Consider the following 22,321-nt stretch of genomic DNA (forward strand, 5'->3'; position numbering starts at 1 on the left):
CGCAAAACAAATATACCATTCTTTCTAAATAAAACAAATACCCCGACCGGGACATCAAGGACCGCCTCACCTCAAAATGGCCATCACAATTCAGATTAAACGTTTTAGCAGGCGTAAAAAAAAGAGTCTTTCTTTCCTATATTTTTTTTACTCAGCAACCTTTTTCCCGCTCAAACGGAACGTTTGCGCCACCCGGGATGCAACTCGGAGCGCAACTCGGAGAAAAGCCTCATACGGCGACATTCGCAAACCGGGCAAACGGCGCCCCGCCATACGCCCCTCTCCCGCAGAACGAAAAAAGCGCCCGGAGCCTATTCGGCTCCGGGCGCTTGACGCTCCAGGGAAGGGTATACCCTATTCGGTCCTGACGGAGAATTCGGCGATGGAGGGGGCGTCGCCCGAGGCAAGCGCGCACGCCTCGAAGCGGAGCACGCGGCCCCGCTGCGGAGCGAACTCAACCAGCTGCTCCACCGGATTGTTCACAATGTTCGAAAACTCCCCCTCGGCCACCTTGCGGCCGTCGAGCAACAGCCGGTAGTGCGTGACCACGCCGCTGCCCCAGCGCCCGGCGTCGGGCGTATAGGCAAACCCCGTAAGGCTCCGCTCGCACCCCATGTCAATCGTGCAGCTCCTCAGGCCCCGGGGCAGGTAGGCCGCCGTCGTGACATCGCCGTCGAACATCTTGGCCTGCTCGCCGGGCTCCAGTTCACGGACGCGGAACGAGCCGCAGGGGATGTCGAAACGGCGGGCCGCAACCTCGCTCATGCGGCCGCTCTGCGGGTCACGGACCAGCGCCCGCACCTCGCCCTTGTCCGGCAGCAGGAAGGGGACCTCGTAACGCGGCGACGAGCCATCGGGCTGCGTGCCGTCGGTCGTATAGCGGATTTCGGCGCCGCGGTCGCCCGCCCGGAGCGTCACCATGCCGCTGCCGTCGCGCACGATGCGCGGCTCCTCGAGCAGCACGGGGGCGTCGTAGGCCTCGACGTTGCAGATGCAGAGCGGACCGCGCGCCTCCTCGAAACGGACACGCAAGGCCCGGCACGTGACCCCCGCAAAGCGGATGATGCGCTTGTAGCCGATGGTCGTCAGCTCCTCGCCGGTCTCGACCGGATGCCACTCCCGGTCGTCGCCGGACCACTCGACGGCGAAGCGCGCCACGCGCTGCCCGAGCGGGATGTACTCCTGCAGCAGGAGGCGGTTCACATGCTGCGGCGCCTCGAAGCGGAAGGTCAGCACGCCCTCCGTCACGCCGTCGTCCGTAGCCCAGTAGCTCTCCCAGTTGCCGTCGGTCGTGCGGCCGGGTGCGAAGCGGCGCGCACCGCCGCGCACGTTGTCGGCCTCGACGTCGGCTCCGGCCAACAGCTCGTGCGCGAACTCGGCGTCGAGCGTCTGCCGCCACGCGACGATGCGGGCCGAGTCGGCCGCCGCGATGCGTCCCGAGCGGTCGACCGGGAAGTTGAGCAGCAGGTTGGCGTTGCGTCCCACGCTCTGGTAGTAGATGTCGACCAGCTGCGAGAGGCTCTTCAGCTGGGTATCCTCGCGCGGATGGTAGAACCAACCGGGACGAATCGAGACATCGACCTCGCCGGGCAGCCAGTGGTCGCCGTCGCGCTCGCCGTGCGTGAAGTCGTTGACGTTCTGGTCACCCGCCCCCTTGACGAAGCTCCAGTTGGTCTGGCCGGCCCAGCCCTCCTCGTTGCCAATCCAGCGGATGTCGGCGCACGTGCCGCCGAAGATGACGGCCTCGGGCTGCAGCGAGCGAATCGTCTCCCGGGCCTCCTCGTAGCGATAGTAGCTCCGCGCGTCGATGCTGCGCCGCTCGTCGGCGCCTCCATACCAGCCGTCGCCGCCGTTGGCACCGTCGAACCAGTACTCGAACAGAGGGCCGTAGTTTGTCAGCAGCTCGCGCATCTGGTTGTGGAAGTACTCCACGTAGGCCTCGCGGCCATACTCGGCGTGGTGGCGGTCCCAGGGCGAGAGGTAGATGCCGAAGCGCAGCCCGTGACGGCGGCAGGCGTCGGAGAGCTCACGCACCAGGTCGCCCTTTCCATCGCGCCACGGCGAGCTCTTCACGCTGTAGTCGGTATAGGCCGAGGGCCAGAGGCAGAAGCCGTCGTGGTGCTTGGCCGTCAGCATGACCCCCTTCATGCCGGCCGCCTTGAGCGTGCGGACCCACTGGTCGCAGTCCAGAGCCGCGGGGTCGAAGGTCGAGGCGGGCGTATTGCCGTAGCCCCACTCCATGTCGTTGAAGGTGTTGAGTCCGTAGTGGACGAAGGCGTAGGTTTCGAGGCGCTGCCAGGCCAGTTGCCGGGCATCGGGCACGGGACCTACGGGTGCGGGCGCCTCCACGCGGGAGCAGGCGCCGGCAAGCAGCAGAAGAAGCGGAAAGAGATGTTTCATCGAAGCGGTTTTTGGGTTCGGAGGTCAATCATCCCTCCATTGCCGCCTCCCCGGCCCGGAAGGTCGGGCGCAAAGCGGGCGATGCGGCAACATCGGGACTTCAAAAATAGCGAAAAAATCGCAACGCGGCGTCATCTACGCCCGGGAATCGGCCGACGCCGGACGAAAAGCGTCCGGAAAGGTTTGGCCCTCCGGCCATATTTTCGTATATTTGCACCATCTGCCTCCGCGCAGCAACCAAACCCAAAACCCTAATGAACAGACTGACTACCCTTCTGTCGTGCTGCCTCTTTCTGGCGGCATGCGCCGGCAACACCCGGAGCTACGACCTGATTCCCTATCCCAATTCGCTCGAACCCCGCTCGGGCGAGTTCCACGCCGCAGGGGCACCCTTCACCTGTGACCCGCAGCTGGACGAGGCGGCCCGCAAGGCCGTCGGGCACTTCGCCGAACAGCTTGAGGCGACCAGCGGCCAGCCGTCGGAGATGAGCGCGGGAGACTCCGCAGCGGAGGGATTCCTCTTCCTCTACGATTCGCTCCAGCCGGCCGAGGGCTACGGTCTGGATGTCACGCGCCGGCTGGTGACGGTGCGCGCCTCGTCGCAGCGCGGCGTGCTCTATGCCATCCAGACGATGAAGCAGCTGCTGCCCGTGGCCATCTACGGCGAAGGACCGGCCGCCGAGACCGTCGCATGGACGATGCCCTGCCTCCGCATCGAGGATGCACCCCGCTTCGCCTACCGCGGACAGCACCTCGACGTCTCGCGCCACTTCTTCCCGGTCGAGGAGGTGAAGCGCGTCATCGACATCATGGCGCTGCACAAGCTCAACACGCTGCACTGGCACCTGACCGACGACCAGGGCTGGCGCCTCGAAATCAAGCGCTACCCTCGTCTGACGGAGGTGGGCTCCCTCCGCCGCCATACGATGGTCGACAAGCAGTGGGGCTCCTCCGACAACACCCCCTACGGCGGATACTACACGCAGGATGAGGTGCGCGACGTGGTGGCCTACGCCGCCGAGAACGGCATCACGGTGATTCCCGAAATCGACCTTCCGGGCCACATGCTCGCCGCACTGGCCGCCTACCCCGAGCTGGGCTGCACGGGCGGCCCCTACGAGGTGTGGAGCGAATGGGGCGTGGCCAAGGAGGTGCTCTGCGCCGGCAACGACAAGACCTTCGAGTTCCTCGAGGGGGTTCTGACCGAGGTCATGGAGCTCTTCCCCTCGGAGTACATCCACATCGGCGGCGACGAGTGCCCCAAGGAGCGCTGGGAGCAGTGCCCCAAGTGCCAGGCCCGCATCCGCGCGCTCGGACTCAAGGATGACGCCGAGTTCAAGGCCGAGCACTACCTCCAGAGCTACGTGACGAAGCGCGTCGAAAAGTTCCTCGCCGACCACGGCCGCCGCATCATCGGCTGGGACGAGATTCTCGAGGGCGAACTCTCGCCCAGCGCAACGGTCATGTCGTGGCGCGGAACCGAAGGGGGTATCAAGGCCGCCAAGATGGGCCACGACGTTATCATGACCCCCACTTCGCACCTCTACTTCGACTACTATCAGGCGCGCGACGTCGAGAACGAGCCGCTGGCCATCGGCGGCTACATCCCCGTGGAGCGCGTCTACGAGTTCGACCCCTCGTTCGAGGGAGAGCTCACGCCCGAGGAGGCAGCGCACATCCTGGGCGTGCAGGCCAACCTCTGGACCGAATACATTCCCACCTCGTCGCAGCTCGAATACATGCTGCTGCCGCGTGAGGCGGCCCTTGCCGAGGTGCAGTGGTGCCGGGCGGACAACCGCTCGTGGGAGCGCTTCCTGGGAAGCCTCTCCCACCTGACCGACATCTACCGCGCGCGGGGATACAACTTCGCCAAAAATGTCTTCGGCGTGAGCGCCCAGACGCGGAACAACCCCGAAAAGGGATGCGTCGAGGTGACCCTCTTCACGCAGGGCGACGCCCCGATTTACTACACGCTCGACGGCTCGGAGCCCACGGACAAGAGCACGCGCTACACTGCCCCGATTGAAATCCGCACCGGCTGCACGCTCCAGGCCATCGCCCTGCGCGACAACATCGAGGTGCGCCCCTACACGCGTCTCTTCACGGCCAACAAGGCGCTCGCCCACCCCATCGTCCTCAACACGCAGCCACGCGACAACTACCTCTACGGCGCCCCCCAAACGCTCGTCGACGGCTTCGAGAGCGATTTCACCTACTCGAACGGCGACTGGACCGGCTGGTTCGGCGACCCGATGGTCGTGACCATCGACATGCAGGGGGCCTCGTACTCTTCGGTGCGTCTGGGCACGCTCGTCCAGAAGGGCATGGACATCTTCGCGCCGCTGGCGCTCAAGGCCAGCGTCTCGGAGGACGGCGAGCACTTCACCGACGCCGGCTCGCTTGACATCCCGATGGAGACGGCCGCCGATCCCGACGGGCTGAAGAGCTACACGGTGACCTTCCCCGAAACGTCGGCCCGCTACCTGCGCGTCGAGGCCCAGACCGTCGGCGAGATTCCCGCATGGCACGGCGCCCACGGCAAGAAGGGCTACCTCTTCGTCGATGAAATCGTAGTCGAATAACCCAACCCGACACCCCCATGAAACGACTTGCACTGCTGCTGGCCGCGCTCCTGACGGCCGCACTCCTGCCCGCATCGGGCCACCCTGTCATTCCGGCTCCAGCCTCCTTCACGGAGCAGCCGGGCGAATACCGGCTGACCTCCGGCGCCACCTTCTCCCTGACGGGGGCCGCACGCGAAGGCGAACTCGCCCAGTATATCGCCTCGCTCCCCTTCGCACTCAAGGAAGCGCCCCGAGGCGGCGCGCTCACGCTGCGCATCGACCCGCGCCGGGTAGCAGCCGAAGAGGGCTACACGCTCGAGGTGACTCCCCGGCGGATTAACGTCGAGGCGCGCAGCGAGGCGGGCGCCTTCTACGCCCTGCAGACGCTGCTGCAGCTGGCCGGGAAGCAGACCGATGGTTCGTGGCGCATCCCCTGCTGCCGGGTGGAGGACGCCCCCCGCTTCCCCTACCGCGGCATCATGCTCGACGTGAGCCGCAACTTCCAGTCGAAGGAGTTCGTACTCAAGCAGCTGGATGCCATGGCGCACTTCAAGTTCAACCGGCTGCACTTCCACCTGACCGACGGTGCCGGGTGGCGCCTTGAAATCAAGCGCTATCCCCGTCTGACGGAGTTCGCCGCATGGCGCCCCTACCGGACGTGGCTCGACTGGTGGTCGGCCGACCGCCACTACTGCGAGGCCTCGGACCCGCAGGCCCACGGCGGCTTCTACACCCAGGAGGATATCCGCGAGATTGTCGAACATGCCCGCCGGCTCCACATCACGGTGATTCCCGAGATTGAGATGCCGGGCCACAGCGAGGAGGTGCTGGCCGCCTATCCCGAGCTCTCGTGCGCCGGCAAGCCCTACGTCAACTCGGAGTTCTGCCCGGGCAACGAGCAGACCTTCGAATTCCTCGAAGAGGTTCTGACCGAGGTCATGGAGCTCTTCCCCTCGGAGTATATCCACATCGGCGGCGACGAGGCGGGCAAGGGCGCCTGGAAGAGCTGCCCGAAGTGCCAGGCCCGCATGAAGGCCGAGGGTATCGCCGACGTGGACGGGCTGCAGAGCTATCTGGTGCACCGCATCGAGCGCTTCCTGAACGACCACGGCCGCCGGCTGCTGGGCTGGGACGAGATTCTCGACGGGGGACTGGCCCCCAACGCCACGGTGATGTCGTGGCGCGGCGCTGAAGGGGGGCTGAAGGCCATCCGCGCGGGCCACGACGCCATCATGACGCCGGGCGAGTACTGCTACCTGGACTATGCGCAGGATGCCCCCTTCACCCAGCCGCTCTCCATCGGCGGCTACACGCCCCTGCGCAAGGTCTACTCCTTCGAGATGAGCTTCCCCGAGCTGACGCCCGAAGAGCAGGCCCGTCTGCTGGGCGTGCAGGCCAACCTCTGGACCGAATACATCCCCACGCCCGAACACGTCGAATACATGCTCTACCCCCGCGTGCTGGCCATTGCCGAGGCGGGATGGAGCCTTCCCGAGCGACGCGACTACGACGACTTCCTGCGCCGGGCACTGGGCGCCGTCGAGTGGCTCCGCGAGGAAGGTTACAACCCCTTCGACCTGGAGCATGAATACGGCGAGCGGCCCGAGAGCCTCGAACCCAAGGAGCATCTGGCGCGCGGCAAGCGGGTGGAGTACCGCACGCCGTGGCACGAGAAGTATGCCGCCGCGGGCGAGACGACGCTCACCGACGGCATGATTGGCGGATGGACCTACGGAGACCGCCGCTGGCAGGGTTTCCTCAACTCGGACGTCGACGTGACGGTCGACCTCGAGGAGCCGACCGAGGTGCACTACGTGGGGCTCACCTTCATGCAGTCGAAGGGCCCCTACGTCTGGGTGCCCTCCGAGGTGGAAATCTACGCCTCGCAGGACGGCGAGCACTTCGAGCGGCTGACCACGGTGCGCAACGACATCTCGACGGAGTGCCCCGACCTGCTCTTCAAGACCTTCGCCTACACGGGCCGCACCTCGGCGCGCTACCTGCGCTGCGTGGCCCGCTCGAACGGCACGCCGGGCGGCTGGCTCTTCCTCGACGAAATCGTGGTGCTCTGACCCGACGCCGTGAGCGCCCTTCTCGGACGCTTCCGGCGCTCCGGAACGAAAGAGAGCTTCGCCTCCGCACCTCCATACCGTCCGGAACCGACAACTGCGACAAACGGCATACGCCCCACGGGAGGGCTTCCCGGAACTTTACGACAGAACCCGCATCGCGATGCAGCGATGCGGGTTCTGTCTGACTTTGCGCTGCCATGCAACCGACGCCCCCTTCCAGAGAGCCGCCAAACGAGACAAAAGGTCCGATGTAGGCTCCGGCGCACGCGGCTGCTATACATATTCGTCCAGCGAAAAAAGAGTTTTCCAGACGCTCCCGGAGAGGCTGTATCTACCAGTAAAAACGACCGAGAGAACATCGCCACGAGCTCCCGACAGGCAGGCAATTCCTAAAAAAGACGATAATAAAAATTTTAAGAAAGTGTTTTGCATCTGTTTCGAAAACAGGCACCTGCTTCCAAATTTCAATCTCAACGTCAACACTCCCCGCCGGTTACAATCGTGAAGGCAATATGAAAGTAAAAAACATATTGCGTAACAAAACCCGGGACAAGTAAAATGAAACATCATTTTGAACGAATCGTACACGGTTTTGCAAGATATTACAATATCATTTTGTTATAAATAAAAAAATGTGTAATTTTGTTATAAGGCATAATAGTAGAAAGAGGTCTCGACGGACCACACAATAAACAAAAAAGGTCAACATTCTAAAGATTTATTAACTCAAAAACACCGAAGCCTATAAGAAAAAAACAAAAACCCTCACCGTTCCGTTAGAAGAAACCGATTCCGGTCGCTTCTAAGTTTTATCTAACCTTTTATGCTTATGTTTAATTTTAGACACTCTTAATTATGTGGAAATCAATTAAGTTAATGCTCGCTACGTGCTGCGCCGTTCTCGTTGCCGGCACATTCGGCGCATTCGCCCAGAACGGAGGCGAAACCTCCGTCAAGGGTATCGTCAAGGATGCTGCCGGTCCGATTGTCGGAGCAACGGTCATCACGCAGGACGGCACCTCCGGTACGACGACTGCCATGGACGGAAGCTTCACCCTCAATAAAGTAAAGGAGGGCGACGTGATTGTCATCTCGTTCATCGGCTACCAGACCCAGGAGATTCCCTACGTCGGTCAGACGATGCTCGACGTGACGCTCAAGGAGGAGGCAACGGCCCTCAACGCCGTCGTCGTAACGGCCCTCGGTATCAAGCGCGAGGAGAAGGCCCTGTCGTACAACGTGCAGCAGGTAAAATCCGATGAAATCACGACGGTCAAGGATGCCAACTTCATGAACTCGCTGGTGGGCAAGGTGGCCGGTGTGACCATCAACGCCGGTGCCGGTGGTGCAGGTACTTCGTCGCGTGTCATCATGCGCGGTATGAAGTCTCTGGAGAAGAGCAACGCCGCCCTCTACGTGATTGACGGTATCCCGATGTACAACAACAGCTTCGGCGGCGACGCCGGCGGTACGATGACCGCCCAGGTCGGCTCGGAGAGCATCGCCGATATCAACCCCGAGGACATCGAGTCCATCAACATGCTGACGGGCCCCTCGGCAGCCGCCCTCTACGGTTCGGATGCCGCCAACGGCGTGGTGCTCATCAACACCAAGCGCGGTGCCGAAGGCAAGACCACCGTGACGATTTCAAACACCACGATGTTCTCGAAGGCCTACATGATGCCCGAGATGCAGAACCGCTACGGCACCAGCAATACGACCTTCAGCTGGGGAGACAAAATCAACGGCACGTTCGATGCCAAGGACTTCTTCAACACCGGAACGAACGTAATCAACTCGGTTTCGCTCTCGACCGGCACGCAGAAGAACCAGACCTACATCTCGGTATCGACGACCAACGCCGCCGACATCATCCCCGAGGCCGAGTACAACCGCTACAACTTCACGGCCCGCAACACCACCAAGTTCGCCAAGGACAAGCTGACCTTCGACTTCGGTGCAAGCTTCGTCATCCAGAACAACCAGAACCAGGTATCGCAGGGTAAGTACTACAACCCGCTGCCGGCCCTCTACCTCTTCCCGCGCGGCGACGACTTCGACGAAATCCGCCTCTACGAGCGCTGGGACCCCGTTCGCGGCTACATGGCTCAGTACTGGCCCTACGGCGAGGGCGCTCACTCGCTCCAGAACCCCTACTGGATTCAGAACCGCATCATGCGTGAGACCACCAAGCGCCGCTACATGCTCAACGCCTCGCTCAAGTGGGACATCACCGACTGGCTCAACGTAACGGGGCGCGTACGCATCGACAACTCGGACTACCGCATCACCACGAAGTACTACGCTTCGACGCTGGAGACCTTCGCCGGCGAGAACGGCGGTCTGTCGGACGAGACGCAACTCGACCGCACCTTCTACGGCGACGTGATGGCCAACATCAACAAGACGTGGGGCGACTGGTCGCTCAGCGCCCAGGTCGGTGCCTCGATTAACGACCAGCGCTACGAGCGTTCGGGCGACGCGGGCGACCTGAAGAAGACCAACCTCTTCACGAAGCTCAACCTCAACACCGAGAACAAGTACAAGATTATGCAGAAGGGCTGGCACGACCAGACGCAGGCGATTTTCGCCAACGTCGAGGTGGGCTGGCGCTCGATGCTCTACCTGACCGTCACGGGACGTAACGACTGGGCTTCGCAGCTGGCATACTCGGCCAACTCGTCGTTCTTCTATCCTTCGGTAGGTCTCTCGGCTGTCGTTTCGAACATGTTCAACGCTCCGAAGTGGCTCTCGTTCCTGAAGGTACGCGCATCCTACTCGCAGGTGGCATCGGCCTTCGCCCGCTATCTGTCGAACCCGAGCTACACCTACAACGAGCAGTCGCACGGCTGGAGCGCCCCGACCACCTACCCGAACACGGACCTGCAGCCTGAAATGACCAAGTCGTGGGAGGTCGGTGTGAACGCACGCTTCATCAACAAGTTCAACCTCGACATCACCTACTACCGTTCGAACACCTACGACCAGACGATTTACATGCCGCTGGCCTCGTCGACCGGTTACCAGAACTACGCCGCCCAGACGGGTAACATCCAGAACCAGGGTATCGAGCTCTCGGTCGGCTACAACAACAAGTGGGGTGACTTCCGTTGGGCTACCAACTTCACCTACTCGTTCAACGAGAACAAGATTATCGAGCTGGCTCACGGTATGATCAACCCGCTCACCGGCGAGCAGGAGGACATGCTGGAGATTCGCAAGGACTGGCTGGGCCAGACCGACGTGGCTCCGCGCGTCATTCTGCGTGAGGGCGGTTCGATGACCGACATCTACATCAACCACGAGATTGCACGCGACCTGAACGGCAACGTGCTGATTGACCCCTCGACGGGCAAGCTCTCGATGACCGAAATCGAGCCCCAGAAGGTCGGCCAGCTCGCACCGAAGGGCAACCTCGGATGGAGCAACAACTTCTCCTACAAGGGCATTGACCTGGGTATCGTCTTCACGGCACGCCTCGGCGGCAAGGTTTACTCGGCAACGCAGGGTATCCTCGACTACTATGGCGTATCGGAGGCTTCGGCCGCAGCCCGCGACCGCGGCGGCATTCCGGTGAACTTCGGTTCGGTGGATGCCCAGACCTACTACCAGACCATCGCAACGGCCGAGGGCGGTCACGGAGCATACTACCTCTACGACGCCACCAACGTCCGTCTGCAGGAGCTCTCGCTGAGCTACACGCTGCCCGCGAAGTGGTTCCGCAACAAGGCTCGTCTGAGCGTGGGCTTCGTAGCCAAGAACCTCTGGATGATTTACTGCAAGGCTCCGTTCGACCCCGAAATGTCGGCCGTTACGGGCAGCAACTACTACCAGGGCGTCGACTACTTCATGCTCCCGAGCATGCGTAACCTCGGATTCAATGTCAAACTGCAATTCTAAACCCGCACGGACCTATGAAAAAAATAGTTAAATATACATTCCTGACGCTCCTGTCGGGTTGGCTTGCGATTGGTTGCACGAGCAACTTCGAGGAGTACAACACCGACCCGTATGCCCCGCAGGAGGCCGACCCGAACATGCTGCTCCCGACGATGGTCGAGGCGCTGATGTATGTTCAGCAGAACGACTCGCAGATGGTCGACCAGATGGTGGGTGCCCTGGGCGGCTACCTCACCTGCTCGAACCGCTGGGGCGGCATGAACTTCGATACGTTCAACCCCTCGGCCGACTGGAACCAGCAGGCCTATAACCTGATTTTCCAGGACATCTACCCCAACCTCTTCAAGATTTCTGAGTTCTCGCAGGAGTCCGGACACTGGTGGGCAATCGCCAACATCGTCCGTGCCGCCGCGATGATTCGCGTGACGGATACCTACGGCCCGATTCCCTACAGCCAGGTCAAGGACGGTCTGATGTATGTACCCTACGACTCACACGAGGAGGTCTACACGAACATCTTCAACGACCTGCAGAATGCGGCCAAGACGCTCTCGGACTACGCAACGCAGTATCCCTCGTCGAAGCCCTTCACCAACGACGCCATCTACGGCGGTGACTACGCCGCATGGGCACGTCTGGCCAACTCGCTCTCGCTGCGCATCGCCATGCGTACGGGCAACGAGGAGGGTGTGAAGACCGCCATCGCCAACCAGGTGGGTCTGATTACGACCAACGCCCAGAACGCCATGGTGAACCCCGGCGTACAGGGCAACCCCTATCAGCTGGCATCGGCATCGTGGGGTGACCTGCGCGTCAGCTCGTCGATTACCGACTACATGAACGGCTACAAGGACCCGCGCCGTGCCGCCTACTTCACCAAGTGCTCCTTCCCCGGCTATACCGACCAGTACATCGGCATGCGTTCGGGCGAGGCACAGTTCGACAAGGCCGATGTCTCCAGCTACTCGCTTCCCAACCTGACGGCAGCCTCCTACCTGCCCTACTTCGTGGCAGCCGAGACGCAGTTCCTGCTGGCCGAGGCAGCGCTGAAGGGGTGGACTTCGGGTGATGCGAAGAGCTACTACGAGGCCGGCATCCGCCTTTCGATGGAGCAGAACGGAGTCTCGGGCGACGATGTAACGAACTACATTGCCGACGCTGAGAGCACCCCGGCCGACCACACGGGCGACCCGCGCGGCGCAACGTACAACTACGACCGTGCAACCACCGTGAAGATTGCCTGGGACGCCGAGACGACCAACGAGAAGCACCTCGAGCAGATTATCACGCAGAAGTGGATTGCCAACTACCCGATGGGCATCGAGGCCTGGGCCGAGTACCGTCGTACGGGCTATCCTGAGCTGGCTCCGTCGCTCGACAACCTGAGCACGGACGGTGTGGATACCCGCCGCGGCGCACGTCGTCTGGTTTACCCCATCTCGGAGCGTGACTACAATACGACGAACTATCAGAACGCCGTAGCCAACCTCCTCGGAGGTCAGGACACGCAGGCCAAGGACCTCTTCTGGGCCAAGAAAGACTAATCACCCTCAAAACAAACTGAAACCATGAAAATCAAGAATATTGGAAAAGCGGCTGCTCTGGCACTCACGGCTCTTGCCATGGTGCACTGCAGCGACTGGACCGAAACGGAGAGTGAAACCATCTTCGAGCACGGTCTGACCGAGTCCAACAAGCCCGAGGCCTATTATGAGGCCCTGCGTGAGTGGAAGAAGACCGACCATGCCATCTCGTTCGGATGGTTCAGCGGCTGGGGCGAACCTGCCACCAACACGACCAACATGCTGACGGGTATTCCCGACTCGATGGACATCGTATCGCTGTGGGGCCAGTGGACCAACCTCACCCCCGGCAAGCTTCAGGACCTGCGCTACGTCCAGGAGAAGAAGGGTACGAAGGTTGTATTCTGCAGTTTCACCTCGTACGTGGGACAGAACCTCACCCCTGCGGAGTACGATGTGGACGAGGCAACGCGCGAGCAGTTCTGGGGCTGGGTTGACGGTGACCAGGCTGCCATCGACGCCGCCATTGCCAAGTATGCCAAGGCGATTGCCGACACGGTCTTCAAGTATGACTACGATGGCTTTGACATCGACTTCGAGCCCAACTACGGCTACGGAGGCAAGCTGGCCAGCCACAACGACCGCATGCATACGCTGCTCGTCGAGCTGAACAAGTACATCGGCCCGAAATCGCCCAATCCCGACAAGCTCCTGCTGCTCGACGGCGAGCCGCAGACGCTCAACGCCGAGAGCGGTCCCTACATCGACTACTTCGTCGTTCAGGCCTACACCGTCTCGGGCGGTTCGCCTTCGGCTTCGGCCACGGGCCGCGAGGACAACATGGACAGCCGTCTGCAGACCTGCCTTTCGAAGTTCTCCTCGACAATGACCGAAGAGGAGATTACCAACCAGTACGTCATCTGCGAGAACTGCGAGAGTGTGACCGACTGTCTGAACGGCGGTTTCTACTGGCGGACACGTGACGGTGTTACGCAGGACAAGGCCGTCTGCCCGTCGCTGGTAGGTATGGCCCGCTGGGAGCCGCTCAACGGCTACCGCAAGGGTGGCTTCGGCGCATACCAGTTCGGTTACGAGGCTACGAACAGCCCCGCATACAAGTGGATGCGCACGGCCATTCAGGCTCAGAACCCGACAATGAAGTAATTAACGTCAATCAATGAAAACCATGAAAAAAGGATTAAATATCGCGGCCGCATTACTTCTCGCAGCATTTGCCACGGGATGTAACGATGCCGAGTACGGAACGCTCGGAACCCACGCGTTCATCAACGAGAGCACCTCGGCTTCGAGCACGAAGGTCACCATCGACCCCAGCAACGGCGCCGAAGCTCAGCTGACCGTCTGCCTGAGCGAGAAGGCCGACCGCAACTACGACTTCCGTCTGGTAGTGGACGATGCGGTTCTGGCAACCTACAATGCAGAGCAGGCATCGAGCTACGTGACGATGCCTTCGGAAATCTTCACGATGCCCGACAAGATTACCATCGAGGCAGGTTCGTTCAGCGCCAACCCCGTGACGATTCACATCAACCCGATTCCGGCCGAGTACATTGGTGAGACCTACGCTATTCCTCTGCGTCTGGAGAGCGTGGACGGCAACATGCCGACGACCACCAAGACGTCGACCTTCGTCATCACGACCGAGAGCATCATCAGCTCCACACTGCCGATGTTTACGGGACGCTCGGGTCTGTCGGCTGCCGGCTTCCCCGTTTCGCTGCCCCAGTTCACCGTAGAGTGCCGCTTCCAGGTAAGCAACACGGCCAACCGCAACCGCGACATCTTCTGCAGCGGCAGCAACATCCTGCTCCGCTTCGAGGACCCGCAGAACGATGACCCCGCCACAGGCTTCAAGGCTCACTCGCTGATTCAGTTCCAGGGTAACGGCTGGTTCCTCAACCCGTCGCTTTCGATTACGCCCAACAAGTGGCAGCACTACGCCATCACCTACGACGGCTCGAAGGTTACCATCTACGTCAACGGCGCATTCGCCGGCAGCAAGGAGGGCACCATTGACCCGAACTTCGAGTTCGCCGGCTGGTTCGGCGGCGGCGGCAGCGATGCCCACGGAACGAGCGACCCAACGTGGTGGGCAGGTTGCAAGATTCTCTGCTCGGAGCTCCGTATCTGGTCGGTATGCCGCACCGAGGCTCAGATTCAGAACAACATGACCACCACCAGCGCCAAATCGGAGGGCCTGGTTGGCTACTGGCGCATGAACGACGGTGAGGGCAAGACCTTCGAGGACTGCACCGGCAACGGCCACACGCTGACCGCCGAGCAGGACCCCGTTTGGGTGGAGAATATCCTCTCGACCGACACCGAGACTGCCTGGCCGGAATAGCCAGCAACACAAATACTGCGCAACCGTAGAGTTGCGCAGTATTTGCTGTAAAAAACACACAACACCAAAAACCCTTGTCCATGAAAAAGATATTCTATTTTGCCTTTGCCTGCGCCCTTGCGCTCTGCGGAGCATCCTGCTCGGATGACAGCTCGTCCGAAGTAAACGAATGGAGTGCCATCTATGTCGGCATCGAGCGCCCGAAGCTGGGCGTCTCCACGCTGACGCTCAATATCAACCACCCGACCGCAGAGGTCGAGGCCAAGGCTTCGGTTCCCGTTACGGTAAAGCTCTCGCGCCCCGCAACGCAGGACATCACCGCAACGCTCGCCATGGAGTCGGACTGCGAAGAGGCCTGGACCTTCGAAACCCAGGAGGTTGTGATTCCCGCCGGCCAGATTACCGCAACGACGACGCTCAACGGCGACTGGTCCTATGCAACCGACGTCGTAAGTTCGCAAACGTGGACTACCAAGATTACCGTCACGGCAGCAACGCCTTCGAACATTACCCGTCTCTCGACGAATCTGAACGAGCTGACGATTGTCGTAAACAAGGAGCCCGTCGACCTGAAGAACGTCTCGCTGGAGACCCCCTCGGGCAACGAGCTGACCAACCGCTCGAGCTGGACGGTAACGTGCAACGGCGCTGAAACGGATACCCTGACCGATGGAGACGAAAGCTCGTACATGTACGTTTACAACAACCTGGAGGTTGTTGTTGACCTCGGCAAGGAGGTAACTGTCACCGGCTTCAAGACGACGAACCAGTGGGGCGATGCCTATGCTCCCGACAAGGTCTCGATTTACACGAGCAGCGACGGCAGCAGCTGGTCGCTCCAGGGCAGCGACATCGAGCTTCCGGCAGCCGGCGACTTCGACTTCTCGTTCACCAAGTCCGTTACGTGCCGCTACCTGAGAATCTATGCGACGGGGCAGAACTGCCTCTTCAGCGAAATCTACATCTACGGCGAGTAGGAGTTGATTCCACGCAAAAAGAGAGGAGGTTCACTTGAGTGAACCTCCTTTTTTTATGCCCGCACGCGAGCTGCAGGGCCCCGACCGGGCGACACCGATGCAAAAACGGCAGCGGAAGAGTAATTACGGGATGAGGGGGGCTTTCTCGAGCGGATTGGGCTCGACGTCGAGTCCCTGGAGCATGAAGCGCAGGATGGGGCCGCACTTGCTGCTGCAGGCCGGGTAGTATTCGCCCTGGAGGCGCTCCTCGCTTCGCAGCGAGACGCCCCACCAGAATTCGGCCATCGCCACGGGGTGCAACCCCGACGTGAAGGCGTACTGAAGCAGCTTCGGGGCGGCGCACTCGCCGGCGCCGGCAGGAGGCACCCGGTGGGGCGTGGCGGCGAATATTTCGTTGAGGTCGCGCACCTCGCCGCGGGCGTTGCGCATGCGGAATTGGGCAAAAAGCCGCTGCTGCAGCTCGGCCGAGCGGCTGTGGCGCTCGGCCTTGAGGCGTCGCAGCTCCTCGAGCTGCGGGGCGACAGCCGCCGAGGCCTCGGCAAGCCGCTCGGCCCACTGCCGCTTCAACTGGTGCAGCAGGGCGTGCTCGTGCTGGCTGGCGTGTGTCAGGGCCGCAAGTTCGGCGGCATCGGTTGTCTGCGCCCGAAGCCGCTCCCGCTCTTCGTGAGCGCGCACCTCGGCCGCATGAGCCTCGGAGAGTTCGCGTTGAGACTCCTGCTCGAGGCGGTGCAGCTCGCGCCGGGCCTCGAGCAGCCGGGCATCCTGCTCGAGCGCCGCAACCGCATCGTTGAGCTCGGAGATGGCGCGGTCTTCGCGCAAAAAGAAGCCGTCTGGCTGCAGCATGTCATAGACCGGAGGAACGAAGTAGGCATGGTGGTTACTTGCGGCCAGATTACCCGAAAAGGCGGCCAGAAAGCCAACCGCTCCCCCTCTGTCCCGGACAATGAGCACGCCGAACATCTTACCGGCCGCAAGTTCGTCGCGCCACTCAGCGCGCGAAGCGATGTAGGCCTGCACGCTCGCCGAGGCGGCCACGCAGAGCGGGTGGGGACGATAGCAGAAGGGGCAGGTAAAACGCTCGGGAAGCGTTGCCGGGTCAACCTCGAGCGGCAGGCGGTGCAGCGGCCACGGAAGGTCGTCCGACGGGGGTATCAACTCTCTGGAAACAGTCACGACGCTACGCCTCCTCCTCGTAGTAGAGTTTGTAGTACTTGCCCCGCTCGTCCTCGCCCTGCTCCAAAAGGTTCGTGTTGCCGTGGACATAGATGTGGAAGTTGCGGTCGAGCTTGATGACGCTCCGGTAGTTGCGCGCCTGGCGCTTGACGGCGGGGTCCGAGATGGCAAACTCGTCCTCGATGCGGATGTCGCGCTCGCGCTCGTACTCCTCCTTGTAGCGGGCGAAGCTCTCGGCCACCTCGGGCTGGCGGATGACCTGCTCCGAGAAGTCGTCGAGCGAGAAGTGCTCCTGCTCGCGGAAGTAGTTCATCGTCTCGTTGAGCAGCTCGGCCTGGTCGGCCTTCGAGACGGAGAACTCCGACGGCAAATGGCGCGTCACGTAGCTGCGACACATCGCCAGCGCATTGTTCGTATTGTGGTAGTTGTCCTGACGCGGACGCACGTGGAGGAAGTCGTCGGTCCAGTAGCGCGCCTCGACGCGGTTCGTATTGTCGACCACCCGCACGACGAAGCCCTGTTCGCGCTCCGAGGCAAGAATGAGGCACCCCTTGTCGAGCCGGTCGACGTTGATGCCGCGAAAGGCCGAGATGTGAAGCCCCTCCTGCTGCTCGCTCACGTCGAGGTACGTATCGCGCGTCTCGGACTTGAAGAGCCCCACCGCGTCGAGCGACTCCCCGCCGAGGCGGCACCCCGAGAAGCAGACAACGTAGAACTCGCCGCCCTTGATTTGGGGATGGCCGCCCGCCTCGTAGAGGTGGCGCGCCAGCGCTACGGAGTGGTCGTAGAAGTGCTCCGCATCGTCGAAAATCCGGCAGGCGAAGCGGTAGACCTCGTTGCACTCCAGGTCGCTCTCGTGGAAGAGGTTGTAGGTCTCCTCGCCCTTGAAGCCCCCGAGGAAGTAGGCTACCAGAATGCGCGTGAGCTCCTCGTCGCCGGTCTGGGTCGAAGGCCCGGGCGAGAGCAGCAGCGGTTCGTCCTTCATCTTGTTGCCCACGAGGTGCAGCGCCAGCGCCTCGATGCGCGTATCGTCGGTATAGAGCATGCGTAATCGGATTTAGACGCTGCAAAAATCGCCATTTTTCGGAGAAACGCCAAATCGAACGCCGAATTCGTGGCGACTCGGCTCCAAAACGAAGTGAGCCGCCGAGCAGAGAAAATCCCCGATTTTTGCTACATTTGCGAAAAACCACACTGCAACATGGAGAACAGAATCTGCCAAATATTCGGCATCCGCTACCCGATTGTCTCGGGCGGCATGGTCTGGTGCAGCGGCTGGCGGCTCGCCGCCGCCGTAAGCCGCGCCGGAGGGCTCGGCCTCATCGGCTCGGGCTCGATGACTCCCGAACTGCTGCGCGAACACATCCGCAAATGCCGCGAGGCGACCGACCGCCCCTTCGGCGTCAACGTACCGCTCATGTACCGCTACGCCGCCGAGCTCATACAGGTCATCATCGACGAACGGGTCCCCGTGGTCTTCACCTCGGCGGGAAATCCGGCCACCTGGACCTCGCGGCTGCACGATGCCGGGTGCAAGGTCGCCCACGTGGTCTCGAGCTCGCGATTTGCCCGCAAAAGCGAGGCTGCGGGGGTCGATGCCGTCGTAGCCGAGGGCTTCGAGGCGGGCGGCCACAACGGACACGAGGAGAGCTCGACGATGGTCCTCATCCCGCAGGTGCGCGAGGCGGTGACGCTCCCCCTCATCGCGGCCGGCGGCATCGCTACGGGCAGCGGCATGCTGGCTGCCTTCGCACTGGGCGCCGAGGGCGTTCAGATGGGGACGCGCTTTGCTCTCAGCGCCGAGAGTTCGGCCAGCGAGGAGTTCAAACGGCTCTGCATCACGCTGCAGGAGGGCGATACGATGCTCGCACTCAAGCGGCTGAGCCCCACACGGCTTATCCGCAACGCCTTCTACCACCACATGGAGGAAGCCGAGGCGCGCGGAGCCTCGGCCGACGAACTGCGCGAGCTGATAGGCTTCGGTCGGACACGACGGGGCATCTTCGAGGGGGACCTCGAGGAGGGAGAGCTCGAAATCGGACAAATCGCCTCGCTCATCCGCGACCTGCCGTCGGCAGGCGAGATTGTCGCTTCGCTGGTCGAGGAGTTCAACGCCCGCCGCGCCGCACTTCCGACCCTCTGAGCCTCTGAATCTCCGAGCCGGACACGTAGCGGCCTTTGACCGGAGGCACGCTACCGTTCAGTCCGGCTCCGAACAAAAAAACGGGAGACCCTCTTTCGAGAAGGTCTCCCGTTTGGCTTACTGCCAACGGCTCCACGGACCCGCTGCCCCGCCGCCATCGACCGCGAACACCACGGCACGGGCAGAGGTACACAGCCGCGCGGCTTCTACTGCTCGTTGAAGCGGGCTGCTACCTGCTCGGCGAGCGTCCGGGCGGCGTCGTAGCTGCGGGCGTCGAAGCCCTGCTTCATCTCCACGGGGGTGCAGATGGGCTCCCACTTCATCCGCTCGGCGAACTCCTTCATGCGGCGCACGGCGGCACCGGCCCAGCAGAACGAACCGAAGAATCCGAAGTTACGCGTCGGCACGCAGCGCGCCTCAATCTTGCGCAGCAGGTGTTCCACCTCGGGGAAGAGCTCGGCGTTGTAGGTCGGCGAACCGACGAGCAGCGTATCGTACTTGAAGACGTCGCGCACGACCATCGACATGTCGGCCGTCGTCAGATTGTGCATCACAATCGGCCGCACGCCACGCTCGGCCAGCTCGCGGGCAATCCGCTCGGCCAGCTGCTCCGTATTGCCGTACATCGAGCCGTAGGCAATCACCACGCCATGCTCGCCTTCGTAGCGGCTCAGACGGTCGTACATCGAAACCACACGCGGAATCTCGCGCTGCCATACGGGACCGTGCGTCGCGCAGATGGTCTCGATGGGCAGTCCGCCCAGCTTCTGCAGCGCCTTCTGCACCGGAGCGCCATACTTGCCCACGATGCAGGCGTAGTAGCGGCGCATCTCGTCCCAGAAGTGGTCCAGTTCGAGCTGCGAGTCGGTGATGCCGCCGTTGAGCGCACCGAACGTACCGAAGGCGTCGCCCGAGAAGAGCACCTTCGCTTCAGGGCACCAGGTCACCATCGTCTCGGGCCAGTGAACCATCGGGGCGAGGTGGAACTGAAGGGTGTGCGCACCGAGCTGGATGGTGGAGCCCTCCTTGACCTCGAGCGTTCCGTCGGTGATGCCATAGAAACCCGCAAGCATCTGCAGCGTCTTGGCGTTGCCGACAATCAGCATCTTGGGATAGAGCAGACGCAGCGTCCGAATCGACGACGAATGGTCGGGCTCCATGTGGTTTACGATGAGGTAGTCGACCGTTCGGTCACCGAGCACCTCGTGGATGTTCTCGACAAAACGGCTGCCGAACGCCTCCTCGACCGTATCGATGAGGGCCACCTGCTCGTCGACAACGAGGTAGGAGTTGTACGAGACGCCGTAAGGGAGCGACCAGAGCCCCTCGAAGCGGGTCGTGGTGCGGTCGTTGACGCCCACGTAATGGATTCCGGGAATGATTTCCGTGATTTTCATAACGTCGAAACTTTATTTTGCTGCAAAAATAGCATTTTTTTGCAAACTGAGCTAAAAAACACGAACATAGACGATTTTCCGAGGCGGATTAACCAATTCGGGGCGCCACAGGCTTGGAAGAGCCGAACACAGAACGCCGACAAGACAACGTCCTCACGTCTCCGTCAAAAAAAGACCACTTCCTGGGGAAGTGGTCTTTCATTATCAACTTGCGGAGTGATATTCCTGCCGCTAAAGAGTCTTTTCCAGCGTCTTGATTAACTCAACACCGTCGATGTTCTGTACAAGAACAGCAAACGTGTAAGAGGTGCCGGTTTCCAACTTGATGTAGCCGTTCTCGTAACCATTCTCGGAAACAATCTCCTCAATCTCGGAATCAGACAGGTCTTCACCATACTCGTTGATGATATCCTTGATGTCAATTCCGGAACCCTCAATGACGCTCGTCTTGTTCAGATAAATCTTGCCTGCCGAGATATTGGCACCCTTGATTCGATAGAAGAAGCTCGTCGCCTCGTCGTAGCCCTCGTATGCAGGGATGGTCTCGAGCGTCAGTTCGGGAGCCGGAGCATCGGGAACCTCCTCGCCGCCTGCGCTATACTTGAAGGCAAGAGAGGTCGGAGTACCCGCAACTGCGGCGCCAGCAGCCGTGCCGTAAGGAATGACTACAAGAGTATAGCGACCGGACTTGGCGATGGAAACAAGCAGATTCTCCTCGGCACCCGAGCTCTCCATCTCCGAGCTCTCAATCGTACCGTTGATGATACCTTCAACATATTCCTCAACCTGAGCTGCCGAAGCTACGCCCTCGAAATAGGCATACTTATACGAAGCCACATCATCGTTGGGGGTCAGCTTGAAGATTGCTGAAGAGGTATTGTCCGACGACGTATAGGTACCTACGAACTCAACAGCTACAGTCGGATTGATATCCACGGCACCGGGAAGAACGAGCTTGAACTTGCCCGAAGCATTCGTAGGATAATTGTTGCTGAGGGTCGGGATGTTGAGCGAAAGGCCATCCTTGGGGAAGGTAATCACACCATTAGCCAACGTACCCGGAGCGTTGCTGAAGATTTTCAGCTCGCCATAACCCTCCATGGAGAAGCCCAGAGGCTGCTCGGCGATGGTTACGGCTTCGGGATTCGAGCAATCAAGGGTGATGTAGTAGTCCGAAGCTGCACCCGTAGCATCTGCGAAGTTGTAAATCGCAAACAGACCGGTACCGGCACGGTAGAGGTTCTTCAGACGATAGAGACCCTTATTGCTGTCGGACTGCTGAACCTCAACCTCGAACGATACATTGTCAATACCATAGGCTGCCGTAATGACGTCTTCGGTATAGGTACCCATACCCAGCGAGGTCCACGGAGCAGGTGCAACAAACGAGAACTCATACGAACTCATGCCGTAGGGCGACGTGTTCTCCGTATCACCGATGGTAAGCGTGCAGGGATACATCTGGTCCTGCGTCAGCTTCGCATAATCATAAGTGATAACCAGATTGGTAGAGTTCTCACCGGCAGCAAAATCCACCGTCGAGGGAATCGAAAAGAGTGAGCTCTCCTCGGTTGCGAAAATCGAGAAGGAGGCTGCCTCATCGGCGACAACGCGGTATACGGGAATCGTAACCGACGAAGAGTTCTCCTCCAGGTTGACCGTCTCGCTCATGTCGGTAGCGAAATAGACCTGCTGACCCGCCGGACGCGGTGCCGGCGTGTAGTCCATCTCCTCCGTGCACGACGATGCAAACATCGTCGTGCCGGCCACGGCCAGAAAATATAATAATTTCTTGATAGCTTTCATG

Annotated in this window: 13 protein-coding genes; 8 read left to right on the plus strand and 5 right to left on the minus strand. The window is 61.1% G+C overall.

What is annotated here, in order from left to right; translation table 11 throughout:
* Positions 1-354 precede the first annotated feature (354 nt).
* Positions 355-2,400 (minus strand): alpha-L-fucosidase, encoded by a 2,046-nt coding sequence (locus C8267_RS03435; RefSeq protein WP_106633621.1) that lies wholly within the window; start codon positions 2,398-2,400, stop codon positions 355-357.
* 254 nt (positions 2,401-2,654) lie between these two features.
* Between C8267_RS03435 and C8267_RS03440 the strand changes: the two genes are divergently transcribed.
* The 7 genes from C8267_RS03440 to C8267_RS03470 all read left to right on the plus strand — a co-directional run bounded on the left by C8267_RS03440 (position 2,655) and on the right by C8267_RS03470 (position 15,801).
* Complete coding sequence (locus C8267_RS03440) at positions 2,655-4,982, plus strand: glycoside hydrolase family 20 protein (RefSeq protein WP_106633622.1); 2,328 nt, start codon at positions 2,655-2,657, stop codon at positions 4,980-4,982.
* 17 nt (positions 4,983-4,999) lie between these two features.
* The gene (locus C8267_RS03445; RefSeq protein WP_106633623.1) at positions 5,000-7,036 is read left to right on the plus strand and encodes a glycoside hydrolase family 20 protein; all 2,037 of its coding nucleotides are present in this window, start codon (positions 5,000-5,002) and stop codon (positions 7,034-7,036) included.
* An 876-nt stretch (positions 7,037-7,912) separates the two neighbouring features.
* Positions 7,913-10,936 carry a SusC/RagA family TonB-linked outer membrane protein gene (locus C8267_RS03450; protein ID WP_234025672.1) on the plus strand — a complete coding sequence of 1,008 codons (3,024 nt, stop codon included), beginning with the start codon at positions 7,913-7,915 and terminating at the stop codon, positions 10,934-10,936.
* A 14-nt stretch (positions 10,937-10,950) separates the two neighbouring features.
* Positions 10,951-12,480: a SusD/RagB family nutrient-binding outer membrane lipoprotein gene (locus tag C8267_RS03455; protein ID WP_106633625.1), complete on the plus strand. Its 1,530-nt coding sequence runs from the start codon at positions 10,951-10,953 to the stop codon at positions 12,478-12,480.
* A 24-nt stretch (positions 12,481-12,504) separates the two neighbouring features.
* Positions 12,505-13,623, plus strand: coding sequence for a glycoside hydrolase family 18 (locus C8267_RS03460; RefSeq protein ID WP_106633626.1), 1,119 nt, complete (start codon positions 12,505-12,507; stop codon positions 13,621-13,623).
* A 22-nt stretch (positions 13,624-13,645) separates the two neighbouring features.
* Entirely contained in the window at positions 13,646-14,824 is a 1,179-nt protein-coding gene (locus tag C8267_RS03465; RefSeq protein ID WP_234025673.1) for a DUF1735 and LamG domain-containing protein, read from the plus strand.
* Positions 14,825-14,904: 80 nt separating this feature from the next.
* Positions 14,905-15,801: a discoidin domain-containing protein gene (locus tag C8267_RS03470; RefSeq protein WP_106633628.1), complete on the plus strand. Its 897-nt coding sequence runs from the start codon at positions 14,905-14,907 to the stop codon at positions 15,799-15,801.
* A 123-nt stretch (positions 15,802-15,924) separates the two neighbouring features.
* Here the strand turns inward: C8267_RS03470 and C8267_RS03475 are convergent, their stop codons facing one another.
* Both C8267_RS03475 and C8267_RS03480 read right to left on the minus strand, forming a co-directional pair.
* Entirely contained in the window at positions 15,925-16,974 is a 1,050-nt protein-coding gene (locus C8267_RS03475; protein WP_158699681.1) for a hypothetical protein, read from the minus strand.
* Positions 16,975-16,978: 4 nt separating this feature from the next.
* Entirely contained in the window at positions 16,979-18,019 is a 1,041-nt protein-coding gene (locus tag C8267_RS03480) for a nucleoid-associated protein (RefSeq protein WP_087361226.1), read from the minus strand.
* A 156-nt stretch (positions 18,020-18,175) separates the two neighbouring features.
* Between C8267_RS03480 and C8267_RS03485 the strand changes: the two genes are divergently transcribed.
* Positions 18,176-19,117: an NAD(P)H-dependent flavin oxidoreductase gene (locus tag C8267_RS03485; protein WP_106633630.1), complete on the plus strand. Its 942-nt coding sequence runs from the start codon at positions 18,176-18,178 to the stop codon at positions 19,115-19,117.
* Positions 19,118-19,323: 206 nt separating this feature from the next.
* Here the strand turns inward: C8267_RS03485 and C8267_RS03490 are convergent, their stop codons facing one another.
* Positions 19,324-20,514: an FprA family A-type flavoprotein gene (locus C8267_RS03490; protein ID WP_087361230.1), complete on the minus strand. Its 1,191-nt coding sequence runs from the start codon at positions 20,512-20,514 to the stop codon at positions 19,324-19,326.
* 231 nt (positions 20,515-20,745) lie between these two features.
* Positions 20,746-22,320 (minus strand): hypothetical protein, encoded by a 1,575-nt coding sequence (locus C8267_RS03495; protein ID WP_106633631.1) that lies wholly within the window; start codon positions 22,318-22,320, stop codon positions 20,746-20,748.
* Between the last annotated feature and the right edge of the window lies 1 nt (position 22,321).

The sequence above is a fragment of the Alistipes sp. Marseille-P5061 genome, assembly GCF_900290115.1.
Classification (GTDB): domain Bacteria; phylum Bacteroidota; class Bacteroidia; order Bacteroidales; family Rikenellaceae; genus Alistipes; species Alistipes excrementigallinarum.

What these genes read in the sequence shown, in the direction of transcription:
- C8267_RS03485 (WP_106633630.1), top strand. Translation starts at nt 18,176, where the DNA reads ATGGAGAACAGAATCTGCCAAATATTCGGCATCCGCTACCCGATTGTC.
- C8267_RS03460 (WP_106633626.1), top strand. Translation starts at nt 12,505, where the DNA reads ATGAAAATCAAGAATATTGGAAAAGCGGCTGCTCTGGCACTCACGGCT.
- C8267_RS03435 (WP_106633621.1), bottom strand. Translation starts at nt 2,400, where the DNA reads ATGAAACATCTCTTTCCGCTTCTTCTGCTGCTTGCCGGCGCCTGCTCC.
- C8267_RS03470 (WP_106633628.1), top strand. Translation starts at nt 14,905, where the DNA reads ATGAAAAAGATATTCTATTTTGCCTTTGCCTGCGCCCTTGCGCTCTGC.
- C8267_RS03450 (WP_234025672.1), top strand. Translation starts at nt 7,913, where the DNA reads ATGCTCGCTACGTGCTGCGCCGTTCTCGTTGCCGGCACATTCGGCGCA.
- C8267_RS03445 (WP_106633623.1), top strand. Translation starts at nt 5,000, where the DNA reads ATGAAACGACTTGCACTGCTGCTGGCCGCGCTCCTGACGGCCGCACTC.
- C8267_RS03465 (WP_234025673.1), top strand. Translation starts at nt 13,646, where the DNA reads ATGAAAAAAGGATTAAATATCGCGGCCGCATTACTTCTCGCAGCATTT.
- C8267_RS03455 (WP_106633625.1), top strand. Translation starts at nt 10,951, where the DNA reads ATGAAAAAAATAGTTAAATATACATTCCTGACGCTCCTGTCGGGTTGG.
- C8267_RS03490 (WP_087361230.1), bottom strand. Translation starts at nt 20,514, where the DNA reads ATGAAAATCACGGAAATCATTCCCGGAATCCATTACGTGGGCGTCAAC.
- C8267_RS03495 (WP_106633631.1), bottom strand. Translation starts at nt 22,320, where the DNA reads ATGAAAGCTATCAAGAAATTATTATATTTTCTGGCCGTGGCCGGCACG.
- C8267_RS03440 (WP_106633622.1), top strand. Translation starts at nt 2,655, where the DNA reads ATGAACAGACTGACTACCCTTCTGTCGTGCTGCCTCTTTCTGGCGGCA.
- C8267_RS03480 (WP_087361226.1), bottom strand. Translation starts at nt 18,019, where the DNA reads ATGCTCTATACCGACGATACGCGCATCGAGGCGCTGGCGCTGCACCTC.